This window comes from Lujinxingia sediminis, from assembly GCF_004005565.1.
Taxonomy (GTDB): Bacteria; Myxococcota_A; Bradymonadia; order Bradymonadales; family Bradymonadaceae; genus Lujinxingia; species Lujinxingia sediminis.
Genome location: NZ_SADD01000014.1, coordinates 107,979 through 125,875, shown reverse-complemented (window position 1 = coordinate 125,875; position 17,897 = coordinate 107,979). Strand labels below are relative to the sequence as shown.

At 63.2% G+C, this 17,897-nt stretch carries 19 protein-coding genes; 9 read left to right on the top strand and 10 right to left on the bottom strand.

Annotated elements, in window-relative coordinates; genetic code table 11:
* The 3 genes from EA187_RS17885 to EA187_RS17875 all read left to right on the top strand — a co-directional run.
* Positions 1-1,269, top strand: a 1,269-nt coding sequence (locus tag EA187_RS17885) for a tetratricopeptide repeat protein (RefSeq protein WP_206524415.1), incomplete at its 5' end; no start/stop codon positions are given.
* A 29-nt stretch (positions 1,270-1,298) separates the two neighbouring features.
* Positions 1,299-2,351 (top strand): tRNA (adenosine(37)-N6)-threonylcarbamoyltransferase complex transferase subunit TsaD, encoded by a 1,053-nt coding sequence (tsaD, locus tag EA187_RS17880; RefSeq protein ID WP_127781135.1) that lies wholly within the window; start codon positions 1,299-1,301, stop codon positions 2,349-2,351.
* Positions 2,352-2,371: 20 nt separating this feature from the next.
* Positions 2,372-2,677 (top strand): hypothetical protein, encoded by a 306-nt coding sequence (locus EA187_RS17875; protein WP_115607368.1) that lies wholly within the window; start codon positions 2,372-2,374, stop codon positions 2,675-2,677.
* Between the two features lie 108 nt (positions 2,678-2,785).
* Here EA187_RS17875 and EA187_RS17870 read toward each other — a convergent pair whose 3' ends face one another.
* Genes EA187_RS17870 through EA187_RS17860 form a run of 3 tightly spaced genes read right to left on the bottom strand, consistent with a single transcriptional unit; the run spans position 2,786 to position 4,240 of the window.
* Positions 2,786-3,250: a hypothetical protein gene (locus EA187_RS17870; RefSeq protein ID WP_115607370.1), complete on the bottom strand. Its 465-nt coding sequence runs from the start codon at positions 3,248-3,250 to the stop codon at positions 2,786-2,788.
* On the bottom strand, positions 3,247-3,471 hold the full coding sequence (locus tag EA187_RS17865) for a twin-arginine translocase TatA/TatE family subunit (RefSeq protein ID WP_115607372.1): 225 nt from the start codon (positions 3,469-3,471) through the stop codon (positions 3,247-3,249). Before EA187_RS17865 ends, EA187_RS17870 begins: the two co-directional genes overlap by 4 nt.
* A 37-nt stretch (positions 3,472-3,508) precedes the next feature.
* Positions 3,509-4,240 (bottom strand): CPBP family intramembrane glutamic endopeptidase, encoded by a 732-nt coding sequence (locus EA187_RS17860; RefSeq protein WP_115607374.1) that lies wholly within the window; start codon positions 4,238-4,240, stop codon positions 3,509-3,511.
* Positions 4,241-4,403: 163 nt separating this feature from the next.
* Here EA187_RS17860 and EA187_RS17855 point away from each other — a divergent pair, with 163 nt between their 5' ends.
* From EA187_RS17855 to EA187_RS17845, 3 genes are all read left to right on the top strand, one after another.
* Positions 4,404-6,380 (top strand): two-component system sensor histidine kinase NtrB, encoded by a 1,977-nt coding sequence (locus EA187_RS17855; RefSeq protein WP_127781134.1) that lies wholly within the window; start codon positions 4,404-4,406, stop codon positions 6,378-6,380.
* Between the two features lie 163 nt (positions 6,381-6,543).
* A complete protein-coding gene (locus EA187_RS17850; RefSeq protein WP_164856382.1) occupies positions 6,544-7,023 on the top strand; it encodes a MerC domain-containing protein in 480 nt (159 codons plus the stop codon).
* 119 nt (positions 7,024-7,142) lie between these two features.
* Positions 7,143-8,435: a hypothetical protein gene (locus EA187_RS17845; protein WP_127781132.1), complete on the top strand. Its 1,293-nt coding sequence runs from the start codon at positions 7,143-7,145 to the stop codon at positions 8,433-8,435.
* A 43-nt stretch (positions 8,436-8,478) separates the two neighbouring features.
* Here the strand turns inward: EA187_RS17845 and EA187_RS17840 are convergent, their stop codons facing one another.
* On the bottom strand, positions 8,479-9,636 hold the full coding sequence (locus EA187_RS17840) for a hypothetical protein (protein WP_127781131.1): 1,158 nt from the start codon (positions 9,634-9,636) through the stop codon (positions 8,479-8,481).
* A 121-nt stretch (positions 9,637-9,757) separates the two neighbouring features.
* Between EA187_RS17840 and EA187_RS17835 the strand changes: the two genes are divergently transcribed.
* Positions 9,758-11,398 (top strand): peptide chain release factor 3, encoded by a 1,641-nt coding sequence (locus EA187_RS17835; RefSeq protein WP_115607383.1) that lies wholly within the window; start codon positions 9,758-9,760, stop codon positions 11,396-11,398.
* A gap of 108 nt (positions 11,399-11,506) precedes the next feature.
* Here EA187_RS17835 and EA187_RS17830 read toward each other — a convergent pair whose 3' ends face one another.
* From EA187_RS17830 to EA187_RS17820, 3 genes are read right to left on the bottom strand one after another with little or no spacing between them, the layout of a single operon-like run.
* Positions 11,507-12,517 (bottom strand): NAD(P)H-dependent glycerol-3-phosphate dehydrogenase, encoded by a 1,011-nt coding sequence (locus EA187_RS17830; protein WP_127781130.1) that lies wholly within the window; start codon positions 12,515-12,517, stop codon positions 11,507-11,509.
* Between the two features lie 54 nt (positions 12,518-12,571).
* Complete coding sequence (locus EA187_RS17825) at positions 12,572-13,087, bottom strand: Crp/Fnr family transcriptional regulator (RefSeq protein WP_164856381.1); 516 nt, start codon at positions 13,085-13,087, stop codon at positions 12,572-12,574.
* A 22-nt stretch (positions 13,088-13,109) separates the two neighbouring features.
* On the bottom strand, positions 13,110-13,655 hold the full coding sequence (locus tag EA187_RS17820; protein ID WP_164856380.1) for a cyclic nucleotide-binding domain-containing protein: 546 nt from the start codon (positions 13,653-13,655) through the stop codon (positions 13,110-13,112).
* 346 nt (positions 13,656-14,001) lie between these two features.
* Between EA187_RS17820 and EA187_RS17815 the strand changes: the two genes are divergently transcribed.
* Entirely contained in the window at positions 14,002-14,952 is a 951-nt protein-coding gene (locus EA187_RS17815) for a CHRD domain-containing protein (protein ID WP_164856379.1), read from the top strand.
* A gap of 15 nt (positions 14,953-14,967) precedes the next feature.
* Here EA187_RS17815 and EA187_RS17810 read toward each other — a convergent pair whose 3' ends face one another.
* From EA187_RS17810 to EA187_RS17800, 3 genes are read right to left on the bottom strand one after another with little or no spacing between them, the layout of a single operon-like run.
* The gene (locus tag EA187_RS17810; RefSeq protein ID WP_127781127.1) at positions 14,968-15,546 is read right to left on the bottom strand and encodes a dihydrofolate reductase; all 579 of its coding nucleotides are present in this window, start codon (positions 15,544-15,546) and stop codon (positions 14,968-14,970) included.
* A gap of 3 nt (positions 15,547-15,549) precedes the next feature.
* On the bottom strand, positions 15,550-16,344 hold the full coding sequence (locus tag EA187_RS17805) for a thymidylate synthase (protein WP_115607395.1): 795 nt from the start codon (positions 16,342-16,344) through the stop codon (positions 15,550-15,552).
* Between the two features lie 20 nt (positions 16,345-16,364).
* Entirely contained in the window at positions 16,365-17,249 is an 885-nt protein-coding gene (locus EA187_RS17800) for an NYN domain-containing protein (protein WP_115607396.1), read from the bottom strand.
* A gap of 247 nt (positions 17,250-17,496) precedes the next feature.
* Between EA187_RS17800 and gloA the strand changes: the two genes are divergently transcribed.
* Positions 17,497-17,892: a lactoylglutathione lyase gene (gene gloA / locus EA187_RS17795; RefSeq protein WP_115607398.1), complete on the top strand. Its 396-nt coding sequence runs from the start codon at positions 17,497-17,499 to the stop codon at positions 17,890-17,892.
* Positions 17,893-17,897: the final 5 nt, after the last annotated feature.

Below are 17,897 nucleotides of genomic sequence, written 5' to 3'. Positions count from 1 at the left end.
GAGCACGAGAACGAGAACGAGCACGAGAACGAGAACGAGAACGAGAACGAGAACGAGAACGAGAACGAGAACGAGAACGAGAACGAGAACGAGAACGAGAACGAGTCCGAGCCCGAGAACGAGCCCGAGAACGAGTCCGAGAACGAGAACGAGAACGAGCCCGAGAACGAGAACGAGCCCGAGAACGAGAACGAGCCCGAGAACGAGAACGAGCCCGAGAACGAGAACGAGAACGAGAACGAGAACGAGAACGAGAACGAGAACGAGCTCGAGAACGAGTCCGTCTCTACCCTCACCGGCGCCGCCCCCACCGCGGATGCGCGCCCCCGGGTTCAGCTGGACGGCGCGCTCTCGGAGGCCTCGTTCTTCCAGAAGGGCGAAAGCCTTCATGAGTACGACGACCTCGGCGAGGAGCTCGCCGGGGAGTCGAAGAGCTGGAAGGTGTGGGTGATCGCTGCGGCGATCATGGCGCTTGTCGCGATCACGCTTGTAGCGATGCAGATGTCGTCGAGTCCGGAACCGGCCGACGCAATCCCGGAAGAGGTGGCCAGCGCCGAGGAGCCCGAACCTGAAGCGGAGGAGCCTGCGGTCGAAGCGGCTGAGCCTCATGTCGGCGAGGAGGTCGCTGAAGATGAGGAACCCACCGGTCTTGACCTCGATCAGGCCCTGGCCCGCGCTCGCCACGAAGGTATGTCGGCCGAAGCCGCCGCCGTGGAACTCGCCAGCGAACGCTCCGCAAGCGACGCGGCTGCACCCTCCCCCGAAGATCAGGCTGCCGAAGAAGCCGCCGCTGCCGAAGCTGCTGCTGCCCGGGAAGCCGACGCCGAAGAAACCGCGCCCGTCGAAACCACCCCGGCCCCCGAAGATCAAGAACTTCGCGCCGCTGCCACCACTCCGGCCCCCGACCGTGAAACCTCGGTCAACGAAGACATCCAGCGCCTGCGCACCATGGTCCAGCGCGAGCGAATCGATGAAGCGCTTCCCCTGGCCCGCGACTTGAGCAAGCGCGCGCCCAACAATCGCCAGGTCGCCTTCCTCCACGGTCAGGCTGCCCTTTACGATGGCAACAACGCCGAGGCCGTCGAGCATCTCACCCGCGCCGAGCGGCTGGGCATGCGCACCGGCGCCTTCTACCTGGAGTTGGCCACCGCCTACCAGCTCGCCGGGCGCCGCGATCAGGCCAAAGGCGCCTACGAGAAGTTTCTGGAGATTCAACCCGACGGCCAGAGCGCCGACGAGGTCCGCCGCATTCTTCAGACCCAGTTCTAAGCCACCTCTTCTGCACCACAGGCAACACCATGCTTGTCATGACCATCGAATCGAGCTGCGACGAAACCTCCGTCGCGCTCATTAAGGACGGCCGCCAGATCCTGGCCAACGCCGTCGCCAGCCAGATTCCCATCCACCGCCGCTACGGCGGGGTGGTCCCGGAGTTGGCCAGCCGCAACCACATCCGCGACATCCACCAGGTTCTCAACGAGGCGCTGGAAGAGGCCAACCTTACCCTCGATCAGGTTGAGGGGTTTGGCGTGACCTGCGGCCCCGGCCTTGTCGGAAGCCTGCTTGTGGGCATTGAGACCGCCCGCGCCCTGGCCTTCGCGCTCGACAAACCGGTGGTGGGACTCAACCACCTCGAAGGTCACCTCACCGCCGTGCTTCTCGAAGGCGACCAGGTCGCAAACCCCACCTTCCCCTACCTGGGACTGATCGTCAGCGGGGGGCACACCGACCTCTACATTGTGCACGGTCTGGGCGACTACGAGCTCTTAGGCCGCACCCGCGATGACGCGGCCGGCGAGGCCTTTGATAAGGTCGCGCGTATGCTCGGTCAGCCCTATCCGGGCGGCGTGGCCATCGACCGCCTTGCAAAAGACGGCTGCCCCGATGCCATCGAATTTCCGCGACCGATGTGGACGCGCAAAAACTTCGACTTCTCCTTCTCCGGCTTAAAGACCGCCGTTGCGCAGCATATCGACGCCCACGGCATTCCCGAAGGCCAGGCGCTCAACGACCTCTGCGCCTCCTTCCAGGAAGCTGTCGTCGACGTACTTCTCTTCAAGGCCCTCAACGCCTGTGAGACCCACACGCTTAAACGCCTGGTGCTCTCCGGCGGGGTGGCCTGCAATAGCAGACTTCGTCAGCGCGCCGCAGAAGCCTGTCAGGCCAGAGGCCTTGAGCTTTTTGTCGCGCCCCCCTCTCTGTGCACCGACAATGCGGCGATGCTCGGCCCCATCGCCGAGCACTACCTGCAGCTGGAGGGTGCGACCCATGCCATCGGCCACCCCATCCGCGCTCAGTCCAGCATGCCCCTTGGCCACTCCGAGCGTACCCCGGCCCGCACCCACCGCTAACGCCACACTGGAGTCCCCCTGTGACCACACCCGCTCCTCAGATCCTCGATGCCCTGCTTCGCCACGACCGCGTCAAAGCACTCGTGCTCATCGACGAGAAGGGAAACCCCCTGGCCACCCGCGGCCAGGCCCGCTCCATGATCGCCGGCGCCAATGAAGCCACCGCTCTCACTGATCTCAGCACGATCAGCGCCGACGCCAGCGAGTGCGTCTACATCACCCGCCATGGCCTGCATCACTTTCTGATCGTGATCTTTGATGAGCACGTCGACTTCGACACCCTCAAAAAAGACGTCGACGCCACCATCGCCCAGCACCAGCGCTGAGGCACACCGCCTTGACCCGGATCATGTATCTTTAAAACGCCAACGGGCGCGCCGCTTCGGCGCGCCCGTTGGCACAAGCATCCCCACACACAAAGCCGGGCACAGCCCTCAGTCGCTCTTACCTTTGGAGAGGTTGTCGACATCACTCTCAGTGAAAGGCTCAGCCTCAAGCCCCCCCTGCACCAGCACCCTGGGCATCCCGCCGACCTGCTCCAGGCTCAAGCCGTCGGCCTTCGGGACCACATAGCTGGCCATCCCCCAGTACGTCGCCAGACACAGCATCCAGGCCACCGCAGTACGAAACACATCGCCACGGGCGATCCCCACCAGCAGGCCGAAGAGCGTGGCCCCCACAATGAGCACCCCGGTCACCCCAAAATCGCGCGTGAAGTACGCCAGCACATTGACCGGCACCGCAACCACCAGCGCTCCGGCAAAGGTGTTATAATCCGGGTTGAGCTGGGTGAAGCGAAAGCTCAGCAAGATCACAATGAGCTGAACCAGCGCCGCAGCCGCATAAAAGGTCAACGGCGTCCACGTAAAGCTCGATACCACCTCGGCCACCATCATCATGACTCTCTCGTCTGCGTCGGCTCCGTCGACTCGCCGGAGGACTTTTCGTGGTCGAGCTCACCGGAGGGCGAGCTCACATCGATCACATCCTCGGCCAGCCCCTTCTGGAAGCTCAACCGAAGGCGCGCGGCCGCCGCGCTGATCTGCGGCAACTTCTGCAGGCCCACGATCACAAAGATGATCGCGACGACCACCAGCAGCTCTGCGGCGTTGAGCATCATAACAAAGGACTCCGGGCATCGCAGCTGGGCCGGGCGCTCACCCGCCTGATGCGAGGATCACCAGCACCAGCACGTCATAGAGGGCATGGGTGTACACCGCGACTGCAAAGCCGCGCAAATAGAAGATGAGCGCCAGCAACACCCCGGCGATCGCCCGAAATACAAACACCCCCAGCTCAAAGGCCTCGCCAAGCGGCCCCATATGATGCACCGCGCTGAAGATCAGGCTGGAGAGCACCACAGCCCACAGCGCAGCCCACCACCGGGGCCAGCCCACCACCCGGTGGCCCAGCCAGAGCATCGCCCCCATCAGCCCCAGCCGAAACACAAGCTCCTCATAGAGCCCCGCCCCCGCGCTGAGCACCAGGTTATCGAGCACCGAGGCCTCCCCGCCCACGCTCAACCCCACGCTTAAGAGCGCGCTCAACCCCAGCGCGTCCATAATCGCCACGATCGCCGCGCCGAAGAAAAACGCATACACCGCGCTCTCCGCCACCACCGCCGGCCACACCCGCAGCCGCAACCGCTCTTTGTTTCGCAGCATCAACGCCGCGATCACCATCAGCGCCAACACCCCCACATGCACGCCAAGATAGTAGGTCAACTCGCCGCCCACCGCCCACCAGAGCATGTCGGTCATAAAGTCGACGCCGTTTCGCACCCCGCCGGTCCACATCACCCCGATCTGGTAGAGCACAAAGAGCGGCATCACCAGCACAAGGCTATGCCAGGTATCGCGGCTTTGCTGATGGTAGGTGCTCAACTTCATGACTTCTCTCAACGCCTCGCACCCCGGCCAGCGTAGGATATCGAAGCCGGGTGCCTAACTTTGATGCAGGGAGGGGCTGCATCCATCGACCAGGCGCTATCGTAACGCGCCTGTCCCTCCCCGTCAGTGCGCCTCGCGTTTCGCCTAAAAAGGGGAGCTCGATGTGACGGTTCAACCCTACCCACCCATCGCGCAGCGCACCACACCTTCGGGGCGAACCGCCGCGATCTTCGCCCTGATCACCCTGATCTGCGTGCTTCCGGCGGTGGCCATTGCGCTGGGAGTGAACTTAAACCTGCACCTCCCCTCGACCGCCGCCTCCACCAGCACGCTGCGCGGAGCTTTTACCCACAGCACCCTCCTGATGCTCGGGGGCATCCTCGCCATAAGCTCGGCCACCTTAAGTCTGTCCCGCTTTATGGTGCGTCGCTCCGCGCTGACCTCGGTGATCAGCATCACCCTCTTCTGGTCGGGCTTTGTCGCCGTCATCCAGGCGCTTACCGTCGACGGCGCGATCTATACTGCGCGCGACATGGAGAACTACATCCCTTTTACCTGGACGATCACCCGCCACCTCAACGCCCTGCTCATCCTGGGCGCCGGCGTGCTGCTCTTATGGCCCCAACGCCAGCTCGCCCTGCTGCGCCCGGGCTTTATGTTCGGCGTCTTCGGCCTCTTTGGTGCCCTGGCGCTCTCCCTGCTCGGACTGGCCTCCACCCTTGACCTTCCTCAAACCACCCGGCCTGAAGCCATCCTCATCCGCCCCTGGGACCTGCCAGCCCTGGTGATCTTTGCGCTCAGTGCCTTTGTGATCTTCCCTCGCATTCATCGCCGCTACCGAAGCCACTTCTCGTTGGCCCTCTGGTTGAGCACCCTTCCCTTGCTCGCCGCCCAGGCCTACCTGATCTTCGGCTCCACCTGGCTCTTCGACGCCGCATTCAACGCTGCCTACGGCTTAAACGCGCTCTCCTCGGCGGTGATCTTCGGAGGTCTTATCTTCGACTACATCCGCTCCACCAGCCAGGAACACCATCTTTTGCGCACCATCAGCGAACGCGAGGTGCGCATCCGCACCATGTTTGAAGGCGCCGCCGAAGCCATCATCGCCTTTACCAACGACGGTATCATCGAGCTGTGGAATCCTGCGGCCACGCTGCTCTTTGGCTGGCGGGAAGACGACATCATCGGACGCAACATCACCACCCTGCTCGTCCCCCGGGCCCACCGCCCCTACTTCACCGACCAGCTGGAGCGCCTGGTCACCGACCGCACCTCACCCAACATCCACAGCTATGCGCTGGGTGGCCCCTTCGAGATTGTCCTGCTGCATCAAGACGGAACGGAGGTGCATGTTGAGCTCTCGCTTGCAGCCAGCGGCCAGCAAGAAGCCCCGATCTTCACACTCTTCGCCCGGGATCTCTCCGCTCAAAAGCAGATGCAGCTGCGCATGACACAGATGGACCGCATGATCACCATCGGCACCATGGCCGCCGGCGTCGGCCATGAAATCAACAACCCGCTGACCTACCTCATCGCCAACCTCGATCTTATCCAGGAGGCCGAAGACGACGAGGAGCGCCACCAAAGCCTTGATGCCGCTCGCCAGGGCGCCGAGCGCATCCGTCGCATCGTCGATGATCTTCGCCTCCTCTCGGGCTTTCAGCAGCAACCTCGCCATCAGGTCGACGTGGCCGACGCCCTGGAGGTCGCCCTGCGCATGACCCGCCAACTCATCCAGCGCAGCGCCTCGCTCCATCAGACCCTGGCCAAAACCTCCCCGGTACTCGCCGACGAGCCGCGGCTGACCCAGGTCTTTATCAACCTGCTCACCAACGCCGCCCACGCCCTGAGCCCCCGCCCACGCCACGAAAACCGCATCGATGTGCATCTTCTCGAGATCGACGAGCGGGTCGTCATCGAAATCACCGACAACGGCCCGGGCATCCCCCCTGAGCTTCAAGAATCGATCTTCGAGCCCTTCTTCACCACCAAACCCCCTGGCGAGGGCAGCGGACTGGGGCTCTCACTCTGCCGCCAGATCGTGGAGTCTTTTGAAGGCAGCCTCACCGTCGAATCACAACCCGACCAGGGCACGACCTTCCGCGTGTCCCTGCCGGGTGTCGAAGCGGACTCCCGATGAATGATGCGCTCCCAGCCCGAAGTTCCAATCATCCGGGAATGATCCTCTACCGGCACTGTTTGAGAAACGTCGCTGGTTTGACAAATGCATATCAGTTGCGCTAAGCCGCACACCTGTCGTAGGCCGCTTCGATCGGCCGACACACCATGTCTGGAGCACCCCCGTGAAACCTGGCCCCGCAAGCGCACAACTCGACGCCGACGCCTCCGCCTCTCTGCACGCGCATCACGCGACGCCGACGGCCATCTGGGATCGCCTGGGGATCATCGGCTCGGTGGCCTGCATCATTCACTGCGCGTTGACACCGGCGCTGGTCGGCTCGCTTGCCGCCCTGGGATTTCTGGCCGACGAGATCGTCCATCAGGTGCTGGTGGTACTACTTCTGGGCGTGGCGCTGCTGGCATTCTGGCCGGGCTTTAAGGTCCACCGCGATCTTCGCATCGTGGTCGGTGCCGTCGCCGGCGTCGCGATCCTGATGACCACCGGCTTTATGCACGCGTTTATGCACGACGTGATGCACGATCTCTTTCACTTCGAGTTTGCCGAAACGGGCCTCACCATGCTCGGCTCGGGCATTCTGGTCGGCACGCACGTGGCAAACCAGCGTTTGATGCGCGCCGAAGGTGCCTGCTGCGACCATTGAATCCCCCCCTTCTTATCGTCGACATCGACGCGCTCGCTCGATTTGTGAGTGCGGCTCCGGCACGCTAAGGTAGGAGTTGTGCCTACAGCTGGCCCCTTCCCTGCACTGGAGCACCTGCTATGTCTTCGGACGACGGCTCGCACCGCACCTCCGTGCCCGACCCATCGGGCCCTCAGAAACCGCGCCTGAATGTCGCCGGTGACCTGCCCTCGCAGGCCAACCACGACCGCCTGTCTACGGTCATGATCCACGCCGAGGACCCCACCCCGCCTCCCGGCCATGGGCCCAACCTCGCGCAGCATGACCCCGAGGAGACCTTCCCGCCGGGAGCCACGGTGCCAGCGCAGAGCCTTACAGGCCGGCACCACGCCGTGCCGCAGCAAAGCCCGGGAACAGGCCGACATCACGCCGTAGCGCCACAACAGCACCATGCTGGCACAGGCCGGCACCACGCCGTGCCACAGCAAAACCCGGGAACAGGTCGGCATCACGCCGCGCATCTCCAGCAGGGACCGGCTACCGGACAACATCACGCCGCACATCTCCAGCAGGGACCGGCTACCGGACAACATCACGCCGCACAGCTCCAACAGGGCTTCACAGGCCAGCATCACGCCGTGTCGCAACACCAGGGGCCCGCTACCGGACAACATCACGCCGCACAGCTCCAGCAGGGCTTCACAGGCCAGCATCACGCCGTGTCGCAACACCAGGGGCCCGCTACCGGACAACATCACGCCGCACAGCTCCAGCAGGGCTTCACAGGCCAGCATCACGCCGTGTCGCAACACCAGGGACCGGCCACCGGGCAGCATAACGCCGCACAGCTCCAGCAGGGCTTCACAGGCCAGCATCACGCCGCACAGCTCCAGCAGGGGCCCGCTACCGGACAACATCACGCCGCACAGCTCCAGCAGGGCTTCACAGGCCAGCATCACGCCGTGTCGCAACACCAGGGACCGGCTACCGGACAGCATAACGCTGCACATCTGAACACTACCGGCTTTATCCCGGCAGCGGCCTTCCAGGCTGCCCGGGCGCAGCAGCAAGCTGCCACTGGAAAAAAGGCCGCGCGCCGCGTTCAGATCGGCGGACGCACCTTCAAGCTCCCCTCCTTCGGCATGAACTCGATCCCGGCCGACGCCAAGCAACGCGTGATCTACTCGCTCTGCGCCACCCTGGCCGGCGGTCTCATTGGCTTTGTACTCGGTGCCTTCAACGCCCGCCTCCAGGGCTGGACCGTCTCCGAGGGCACCACCGAGATGCACCTGCTCGCCATGGTCTGCGCCCTGACCTTTGGCATCATGGCCTATATACGCCCGCAGCAGGTCGACCAGGTGCTGGTGAAGATCGGCCTGCTCAGCGCCGCTGACGCCGATCCGGACCGCACCGACGAGCTGCGCATCCGATAAGTCGCGCACCACAAGGGCCATGGCACCTAACGCGATCTTCGCCTTACTCCCCTTCCACACTGAGGCGCAGATCTCCAAAACAAGCCACGGATTCCGGCCCCAACGCCTCGGTCGCCACCTCCCTCCCGAGCGCGCGCAGAGCGTGCGCGGTGGTATAATGTGCGATCACCTCCCGGGCGCGCGACGCCTCCAGCGTCGTCTCCTCGCAGGAGCGCACCAGGGTGAGCGCCACAATCGGGGGCACATCAACGCCTTCATCCACAAGGCGCGCCACCATGGCGTGCGGTCCCCCGAGAAGCTCACAGACCCGGGTGCTGCTCAGATGTCCCATCCCCTCAAGCTCCACCAACGCCCCCTGACTCGCGCTGGCCTCGCGCCGCGCGCGAACCCGCTCCGGTGTGGCCAGAAGATCGGCGTCTCCAGCGATCCACATGACCTGTTTCTGCGCCTGTGCGACTGCCGCCGACGCATTCCAGAATACCGCCCCGCGCACCCCCTCATCATCAAGCATCGCCGAGGCGGCGCGCGCCCCGGCCGAGTGCCCCACGACCACCACCTGATTCTCGTTGATCACGCGCCCCAGCCCTGCATCCGCCTCCAGAGTCTCGCGCGCCGCGCGCATCACCTCCAACGCCCGATCGCCGCCCGGCGCTCCCGAGGCCAGAACCTCGCCCAACCCCCACTCGCTGATCTGAGGCGCAGCGACCACAAGCCCGTGGCTGGCCATCTGCACCAGGATATCGGCCGACTGCCCGGCAAAGCCCCCAGGCCCGTGCGCAAAAAGCACCACCCCGAACCCGCCGTCGCGATGGTTGTAAGCATCATGGCGCGCCTCCAGCATCCAGCGCCACCCCGGGTCGGTCAACACCGCCTGCAGGTCGTCCGGCATCTGCTCGCGTACATCGACGGCGACCCTCTGCATCGGGCTGTCATCGATCGCCGGATAATAAACCTCCATCAGGTGGTTCTCATCGATGCGCAACGTGCGCATGCCCACCTCATAGAGCCCCATCGCATCAAAAAGCTCGCAGAACTCCCCGGCCACATCCCGCGGGCCCCCCTCGTCGGTGTCGTTCTGAGGTTGAGGATCGCTGCTGGCCTCACAGCCGCTTAAACTCAGCGCCCACAGCCCCAGACACACGCCTATGACCATCACGATCCACGCCTCCCACTCCTGCCCCTGATGCGCTCGCTGCCTCACGGATTCCCCCCTGCGCGCTGCCGCGCTTGTAAGCCTTGCCCCCGCGCATTATTCTGCGCGCGCCCGGGGCCCTGAAAATTTGGCCCCACCTCGACGTCTCTTCCAGAAAAGCGATCCTCCTATGAGCACCGACCTCTCCCCTAAAAAAATCGCCGAGGAGGTCCAACGCCGGCGCACCTTCGCGATCATCTCGCACCCCGACGCCGGTAAGACCACCATGACCGAGAAGCTCCTGCTTTACGGCGGTGCCATCCACCTGGCAGGCAGTGTCAAAAGCCGACGCGCCGCCAAACACGCGGTGAGCGACTGGATGGAGATGGAGCAGCAGCGCGGCATCTCCATCACCTCCTCGGTCTTGCAGTTCCCCTATGGCGACTACGCCATCAATCTGCTCGACACCCCCGGCCACGCTGACTTCTCCGAAGACACCTACCGCACGCTCGCGGCCGCAGACAGCGCCGTGATGCTTATGGATGTCGCTAAAGGCGTCGAGCCGCAGACCATCAAGCTCTTCAAGGTCTGCGCGATGCGCAAACTCCCCATCTTCACCTTCGTGAACAAGATGGACCGCTACGGCCGCCCGCCGCTGGAGCTGATGGAGGAGATCGAAGATATCCTCGGCATCCGCTCCTGCCCCATCAACTGGCCCATCGGTGATGGTAAGGAGTTTAAGGGCGTTTACGACCGACTCAATGAAAAGATCATCGTCTTCGACTCCCAGGGATCCCACGGGGAGTCGATCGTCGAGGAGGTCACCGTCGATCTCCATGACCCCAGAGCCGAACAGCTCCTGGGGACCGACCGCTACCTCAAGCTCCTCGACGATATCGAGCTCCTGGACATCGCCGGCGACCCCTTCGATCTGGAGCGCGTGCGCGCCGGTGAACTCACCCCGATGTTCTTCGGCTCGGCGATGACCAACTTCGGAGTGGGCCCCTTCCTCAAAGCCTTCGTCGAGATGGCACCCTCGCCGGCCGAGGCCAAAGACCGCGCGGCGGTCAACCCGACGCGCCCGGAGTTCTCGGGCTTCGTCTTTAAGATCCAGGCCAACATGAACCCGGCCCACCGCGACCGCCTGGCCTTTATGCGCATCACCTCCGGCGTGTTTGAAAAAGACATGCAGGCGACCATCAAGCGCGACAACCGCCAGGTCAAGCTGGCCTACCCCCAGACCTTCATGGCCTCCGATCGGGAGGTCGCCGGGCGAGCGTTTGCCGGCGATATCATCGGCCTCTACGACCCGGGCAACTACCGCATCGGCGACACCCTCTTCACCGGCGAGCCGGTCGAAGAAACCGAGATCCCCCGATTTAGCCCCGAGCATTTTGCGGTCGTCGAGATCAAAGAGGCGCTCAAGCGCAAGCAGCTCACCAAGGGCCTCGACCAGCTCTCGGAGGAGGGCACCATTCAGGTCTTCCGCCAGCCCCACCTGGGCGACCTCGACGCGGTCGTCGGTGCGGTCGGTATCCTGCAGTTTGAGGTGCTCCAGCATCGCCTGGAGAACGAATACAAGGTCAAGGTCAACCTGCGTCAGCTCAACTTCAAACACGCCCGCTGGGTCGATGGCGAGCCCTTCGATGAAGCCGCCTTCAACCGCCAGGACTACACCAAGGTGCTCCACGATCGCGATGATCTGCCCATCGTGCTCTTCCGCAACGACTGGGCGCTGAATTACTGCAGCCAGCAGAACCCGAAGCTGCGCTTTTTGCCCAACCCTCCCGGCACCCCGGGGCTCGAAGAGCTGCACGGCTCCACGGTCTGAGCCTGAGTGCCCTGGCCTCCTCGACGAGGCCAGTGAGACTCCGCGCAACAAAAAACGGACGCCTCCGGGCGTCCGTTTTTTCATTAAAATCAACCACTTACCCCCGCGTCACATCCAGCCACCGAGCTCCGCCTTAAGCGGACGCGACATCAGGTCGGTGACGGCCTGGCGGGTGTCTTTGCCCTCGTAGATCACCTGGTAGACCTGTTCGCTGATGGGCATCTCCACACCGATCTTTTGCGCAAGATTATGCACGCTGCGCGAGGTCTTGATGCCCTCGGCGACCATGTTCATCTCGCTCAAGATGGCGTCGATGGTCATGCCCTGGCCCAGCTTAAATCCGACGGTGCGGTTACGGCTCAAGCCGCCGGTGCACGTCAGCACCAGGTCGCCCATACCGGCCAGACCGGTCAGCGTGAGGGGGTTGGCCCCCATGCGCACACCCAGGCGCGTGATCTCGTTGAGCCCGCGGGTGATCATACCGGCCGAGGCGTTCAAGCCCAGCTCCATGCCGCTGACCGCTCCCGAAGCGATGGCGATGACGTTCTTGAGCGCCCCGCCGATCTCCACACCCACCACGTCGTTGGAGGTGTAGGCCCGAAAATAGCCGTTGCTGAAGACCTGCTGCACCTTCACCGCCAGACGATGGTTGTAGCTGGCGATGGTCACCGCGGTGGGTTTGCAGGTGGCGACCTCCCGGGCAAAGCTCGGGCCGGAGAGGTAGCATAAGAAGGGGTGAAAGCGCGGGGCGAGTACGTCTTCGAGGATCTCGCTGACCAGCATCAGAGAATCATTCTCGATGCCTTTGGTGGCGCTCACAATGGGCACCCCGTCGGACAAAAAGGGAGCGGCCTGAGTCATCACCTCGCGCAGCACGTGGCTGGGCGGCACCGAGACGATCATCTCTTTGCCGCGGACCGCCTCTTCCATGTCGTTGGTCGCGACCAGATTCTCGGGCAAATCAATGCCATCGAGGTAGACGTTATTCTGGCGCGTGCCGTTTATCGCCTCGACCAGGGTCGGCTCATGGACCCACATCAACACCTGATGGCCCTGGTCGGCCAGCAGCCTTGCGAGCGCTGTTCCCCAGGAACCACCTCCGATCACACCGATCTTCATGCGTACCTCCAGCTCACCAACACATTCGCTTAAGCGTATGAATGTAAAAGAGTTTCAGGCGTTACGGGTGCGCCTGCGAAGCAGGCGCAAGGTCTCGGCCGGGTTGCCAAAGACCTCGTGGAGACGCTCATTGGCGTCGCGCATCTCCTGCACCAGCGCCTCGGCCAGCTCATCGACCAGGCGAAACGCCACGGCGTCGCCGGCCTCAAACATGGCTTCAAAACGCTCGCGGTCCAGCTTGAGCACCACGCTGCGCTCCAGGGCAATGGTCGAGCTGTGGTGGCGCCAGGGTTTGACCAGATAGGAGAGCGCCATAAAGGTGCCGGGCCGGTCGATCTGCGTGACCTTGCGCCCTGCCGGCTGACGGGTCAGCGACTGCTCCAGACGCCCGGAGATGAGCACGTAACAGGACTGCCCCTGGCGCCCCACCGCCCAGAGCACCTCGCGCGGAGCGAGGGTGCGCAGATCGCAGGCGTCGATCAGGCGTTCGAACTCCTCGTCGCTCAGCGTATCGAAAAAGGGTCGCGCGCGCAGCGCTTCGCGGGCCAGGCGGTGACGGTCAGTCTGCATAGATGAGTCCGGCGTCAAAAGCTCAGGCCTTACGGAGGCGACCGAGCATATCGTGAAGTTGACTCTCAAAGGCGTCGATATGGTCGTCCGGGTCCAGAAACACCTCTTCAACGCGCTCGTCCGTCCGGCGACGTCGCTCCCCGACGGTGCGTGCCAGTCCCAGGATGATCTTATAGGCGGCCTTGCTGCCGGCGCGGCGCATGGCCTCAAACGAGGCACGCGAGAGCTTGAGAACTTCCACCTCATCAACCACGCTGACGGTGGCCGAGCGAGGACCGCCCTCAATCAGGCTCATCTCCCCCACCACCGTGCCCTGGCCCAGCGTGGCCAGCACGACCTTCTCACCCAGGGGGCTGACCGCGGAGACCTCCAGAGTGCCGCTGCGCACGATGTAGAGCGCGTCCGACTCATCCCCCTGCTCAAAGAGCAGCGTGTGAGCCTCCAGAGCCTCGGCGGTGCAAGCCCCCACCACCTCGCTGACCTCGGAAGCGCTCAGGGTCTGGAAGAGCTCCAGAGACTCAAACACCGCGCGAAGATCGGCGGTGCGGGCGGTGATCGTTGTGCTCATAACGCACTCATCGCAAAGAGTGCGCCCGCCAAGGCCGGGCGCGTTCATTCAATCAAAACGGGCGCAGCGCATTTCCACGCCAGGCTCGCCGCAGTGTATCGGTGCACCTGATAAGGCGCAACAACTTCGCCTGGCACCTCGGCGGTGGCCGCTCCTTCACTTCTCGTGGCATTGACCATGTCCAATCAATGTCGAAATTCACACTATTCGCACCTCAACGCTTCCCCTCGTCGGCTGGATGGACTCCTCCTGGCGAGCCAGCGTTGATCATCGGCTGCCACAGGGCGCAGGACCTCCGAAGAGGACCGAGCACCGACGCAGGCCGTACCAACCAAGGAGCAGTACTATGAGAACGATGCGATGGATCAGCATCTCCCTCATCGGCGCGGCGGCGACCCTGCAGTGGGGCTGCGGCACCGAGCTCGATCCCACCGATGATGTCACGCTGAGCTACTCCAGCGCGCTGGCCGGCGACTTCATGGAACCATCGGTCGCCTCCACCGGACGTGGGAAGATCGACGTTGCACTCGATGATGACGACACTCTGCGCATTGAAGGCGACTTTGATAACCTGGTCGCCGACCTGCGCTCGTTCGGCGGCGGCGCGGTGCATCTTCGTGAAGATACCGATGATGAGATCGGCCGCAGCCTCTTTACCTTCGATGTGGAGGTCGACGACGACGATCGCGGCGGCAACTTCTCCGAAGCGATCGATCTGAATGCGGACCAGCTTCAGGCGTTCCGTGCGGGCCGCTACTACCTCACAGTGCACAGCGTGGCGTACCCCGATGGGGAGCTGCGTGCTCAGCTCAACGAGTCTGCGCCCGACGTCTCGGGCATTGACGACTCCTGGGGCATGATGCTCACGCCTGAGGCCGAGCCCCATAACGTGGACAGCGACGCCGAAGGCTGGATGTGGGCCATTTTGCGCCGTGACAACACGCTGGTTATCAGCGGTGTGGTCGATGACCTCTCCAGCGCTCCGGTCGAGATCAACGGCGGCGCGGTCAACCTCCACGACACCGACGATGATGAAAACACCGGCCCGCTGCTCTTCAACCTCGACTACGAGATGATCGACGATAACAGCGTGCGCTTCTGGTACACCGCCACCCTGAGCACCGAAGAGAGCCTTCGGATGAAGGCCGACGACTTCTACGTCAACGTCGTCACCGAGGATAACCGCGACGGGGAAGTCCGCGCCGACATCACCCACGAGGATCGCAACTTCTTTGAAGAGATCTGGGATGATGTGATGGACGACCGCGACCCGACCACCGAAAATCCCCCCTTCTGATCACGATGTCGTGATTTAAGGGCTGAGCTGTTGCAAGATCGCCGGGAGCGTTGCTCCCGGCGCTTCTACTCTGCGCACGCTTCGCCGCGGCGGAGCATCGCCGGCGGGCACAAGTTCCACGATCGTGAAGCTGAGCGCGTGGCGCGCATCCTGCGGGTGATGCTCCAACGAATCCACCACCCACTGATCGCTATCGAAGTCGGGGAAGAACGTATCGCCCTGATGACGGCCATGCACCACCGTGAGGATCAGGCGATCGGCCATGGGTAGCGTCGCCTCATAGAGGGTGGCACCACCGCCAATCATCGCCTCTTCGGCCTGGTGATCATCGCGGGCAGCAGCGAGCGCGTCGTCGAGATGAGCGAAGATCTCGGCGCCCTCCGACTGGTAATCGGTGTTACGGGTGAGCACCAGATTGGGGCGGCCGGGCAGCGGAGCTCCCAGTGATTCAAAGGTCTTTCGACCCATGATCACCGGGCGGCCCAGCGTGCGCTTTTTGAAATGCGCAAAATCATCGGGCAGCCGCCAGAGAAGATCGTTCTGACCTCCGATGGCCATTCCCTCATCGAGCGCGGCGATAAGCACAATATCCATGGCTCAGACCGCAATCGGGGCGCTGATCTTGGGATGGGACGCGTACCCCTCGATGCGAATATCGTCGAAGGTGAACCGGTCGATCTCCGTGATCTCCGGGTTGAGCCAGAGGGTGGGAAGCTCCATCGGCTCCCGGCTCAGCTGCAGCTGCGCCTGCTCGATATGGTTGAGATAGAGGTGCGCGTCGCCCAGGGTGTGCACAAAGTCGCCGGGTTGAAGCCCCACGACCTGTGCCACCATCGAGGTCAACAGCGCATAGGAGGCGATGTTAAAGGGAAGCCCCAGAAAGATGTCGGCGCTGCGCTGGTAGAGCTGGCAGCTCAAACGCCCCTGGCTCACATAGAACTGGAAGAGCGTGTGGCAGGGCGGCAGCGCCATCGACTCGACGTCGGCCACGTTCCACGCGCTCACGATATGACGGCGCGAATGGGGCCTGGTGCGCAGCTGCTCAATCACGCGGGCGATCTGGTCGATATGCCCCCCGTCGGGGGTGGGCCAGGAGCGCCACTGCACCCCGTATACCGGCCCGAGGTTACCCTCTTCGTCGGCCCATTCATCCCAGATGCGCACCTTATGCTCTTTGAGGTACGCGATGTTGGCGTCGCCGCGCAGAAACCACAAGAGCTCATGAATGATCGAGCGGAAGTGCAGCTTCTTGGTGGTCACCGCCGGAAAGCCCTCCGAGAGATCGAAGCGCATCTGGTGGCCGAAGATGCCCCGGGTGCCGGTGCCGGTGCGATCGTCGCGCACCACCCCGTGCTCAAGCACGTGGGCCATCAAGTCGAGGTAGGCTTGCATGGTCGTAGCTCGCGCAAAAATCAGGCCTGAGGGCCAAAACCCAGGATGATGTAGCCGCCGGATTTTTCGTCTTTCTTCAGCTCCAGCAGACCGCGTTTTTCGGCGTCTTCCAAAAGGTCGCTGAAGTTGCGGTAGCCGTAGAAGGTCTCGGAGAAGTGGGGCTTTTTGCGCTTGATGGTCTGCTTGACCATCGAGCCCCAGACATTCTCATCGCGTTCGCGGAAGAGCGACTCGGTGGTGTCGAGCACCAGGTCCAGCGCCTCTTCTTTGGAGCCGACCTCATCGGCCTTGGTATGCTGGGTGGCCGGGGCGCTCTTCGGGGCGCTCTCGGGGGGGCTCGACGGGCTGGTCGCGCCGTTGGAGCTGCTGCTGCTGCTGCGAGGCCGGGAGCTCTGGCGGTCGCGGCCCTTGCTCTTCTCGGCCTTTTTGGACTTGCGCTTATCGCGCACCAGATCATCGTAGAAGATGTACTCATCGCAGTTCTCGATGAGCAGATCGGAGGAGGAGTTTTTGACCCCAACACCGATCACTTTCTTGTTATTTTCCCGCAACTTACTGACCAGCGGCGAGAAGTCGGAGTCCCCGCTGATGATGACGAAGAGGTCGACGTGGGCCTTGGTGTAGCAGAGGTCCAGGGCGTCGACGACCATGCGAATATCTGCGGAGTTTTTACCCGAGTAGCTGACGTGAGGAATCTCAATGAGCTCAAAGGCCGACTCGTGCATCGGCTTTTTGGAGGACTTGTAGCGGTCCCAGTCGGCGTAGGCTTTTTTGACAACGATGTTGCCTTTATCGAGCAGGCGCTGGAGCACGAGGTGGATGTCGAAGTCGTCGTACTTCGCGTCTTTGGCGCCGATGACGACGTTCTCAAAGTCGGCGAAGATCGCGATATTAGGTGCGTCCATAAAGGGTGTTCCTTGGGGAAAATTGAATCCACAAAACAGCTTAAAAGGCGGCGCTTCTGCGCCGCAGCCTAACGGATGAGCCCCTCAGGGCGCAACCTTCGCGCGCAGCGCACCGAGTTCTCGCGATATGTCTGGGGGCTTGTCGCAGCGCTCAGTCGGGCTTAGATTTCGCGCCGCGCTCGCCCCCCCTGAGACGGGGTTGGAGCGAGTCCTGAGAGCCACCTTTATTGAAGCCACGGAGATGACTATGCGAATTCTGCACACCATGCTGCGCGTCGGAAACCTGGAGCGCTCCATTGCGTTTTACACCGACGTTCTGGGCATGACGCTCTTGCGCCAGAAGGACTTCCCGGAAGGGAAATTCACGCTGGCCTTCCTGGGCTACGGCCCCGAGTCAACGCATCCGGCGCTGGAGCTGACCTACAACTGGGATCGCGACAGCTATGACCTGGGCGATGCCTACGGGCATATCGCGCTCGGCGTCGACGACATCTACAAAACCTGCGACGCCATCAAAGCCGCCGGCGGCAACGTCGTGCGCGAGCCCGGCCCGATGAAGCATGGGACCACCGTGATCGCGTTTGTCGAAGATCCGGACGGATATAAAGTCGAGCTCATCGAGCTGGGCACCCAGGGCGGCTGAGCCTT

What these genes read in the sequence shown, in the direction of transcription:
- tsaD (WP_127781135.1), top strand. Translation starts at nt 1,299, where the DNA reads ATGCTTGTCATGACCATCGAATCGAGCTGCGACGAAACCTCCGTCGCG.
- EA187_RS17870 (WP_115607370.1), bottom strand. Translation starts at nt 3,250, where the DNA reads ATGATGATGGTGGCCGAGGTGGTATCGAGCTTTACGTGGACGCCGTTG.
- EA187_RS17865 (WP_115607372.1), bottom strand. Translation starts at nt 3,471, where the DNA reads ATGATGCTCAACGCCGCAGAGCTGCTGGTGGTCGTCGCGATCATCTTT.
- EA187_RS17860 (WP_115607374.1), bottom strand. Translation starts at nt 4,240, where the DNA reads ATGAAGTTGAGCACCTACCATCAGCAAAGCCGCGATACCTGGCATAGC.
- EA187_RS17845 (WP_127781132.1), top strand. Translation starts at nt 7,143, where the DNA reads ATGTCTTCGGACGACGGCTCGCACCGCACCTCCGTGCCCGACCCATCG.
- EA187_RS17835 (WP_115607383.1), top strand. Translation starts at nt 9,758, where the DNA reads ATGAGCACCGACCTCTCCCCTAAAAAAATCGCCGAGGAGGTCCAACGC.
- EA187_RS17830 (WP_127781130.1), bottom strand. Translation starts at nt 12,517, where the DNA reads ATGAAGATCGGTGTGATCGGAGGTGGTTCCTGGGGAACAGCGCTCGCA.
- EA187_RS17825 (WP_164856381.1), bottom strand. Translation starts at nt 13,087, where the DNA reads ATGCAGACTGACCGTCACCGCCTGGCCCGCGAAGCGCTGCGCGCGCGA.
- EA187_RS17820 (WP_164856380.1), bottom strand. Translation starts at nt 13,655, where the DNA reads ATGAGCACAACGATCACCGCCCGCACCGCCGATCTTCGCGCGGTGTTT.
- EA187_RS17815 (WP_164856379.1), top strand. Translation starts at nt 14,002, where the DNA reads ATGAGAACGATGCGATGGATCAGCATCTCCCTCATCGGCGCGGCGGCG.
- EA187_RS17810 (WP_127781127.1), bottom strand. Translation starts at nt 15,546, where the DNA reads ATGGATATTGTGCTTATCGCCGCGCTCGATGAGGGAATGGCCATCGGA.
- EA187_RS17805 (WP_115607395.1), bottom strand. Translation starts at nt 16,344, where the DNA reads ATGCAAGCCTACCTCGACTTGATGGCCCACGTGCTTGAGCACGGGGTG.
- EA187_RS17800 (WP_115607396.1), bottom strand. Translation starts at nt 17,249, where the DNA reads ATGGACGCACCTAATATCGCGATCTTCGCCGACTTTGAGAACGTCGTC.
- gloA (WP_115607398.1), top strand. Translation starts at nt 17,497, where the DNA reads ATGCGAATTCTGCACACCATGCTGCGCGTCGGAAACCTGGAGCGCTCC.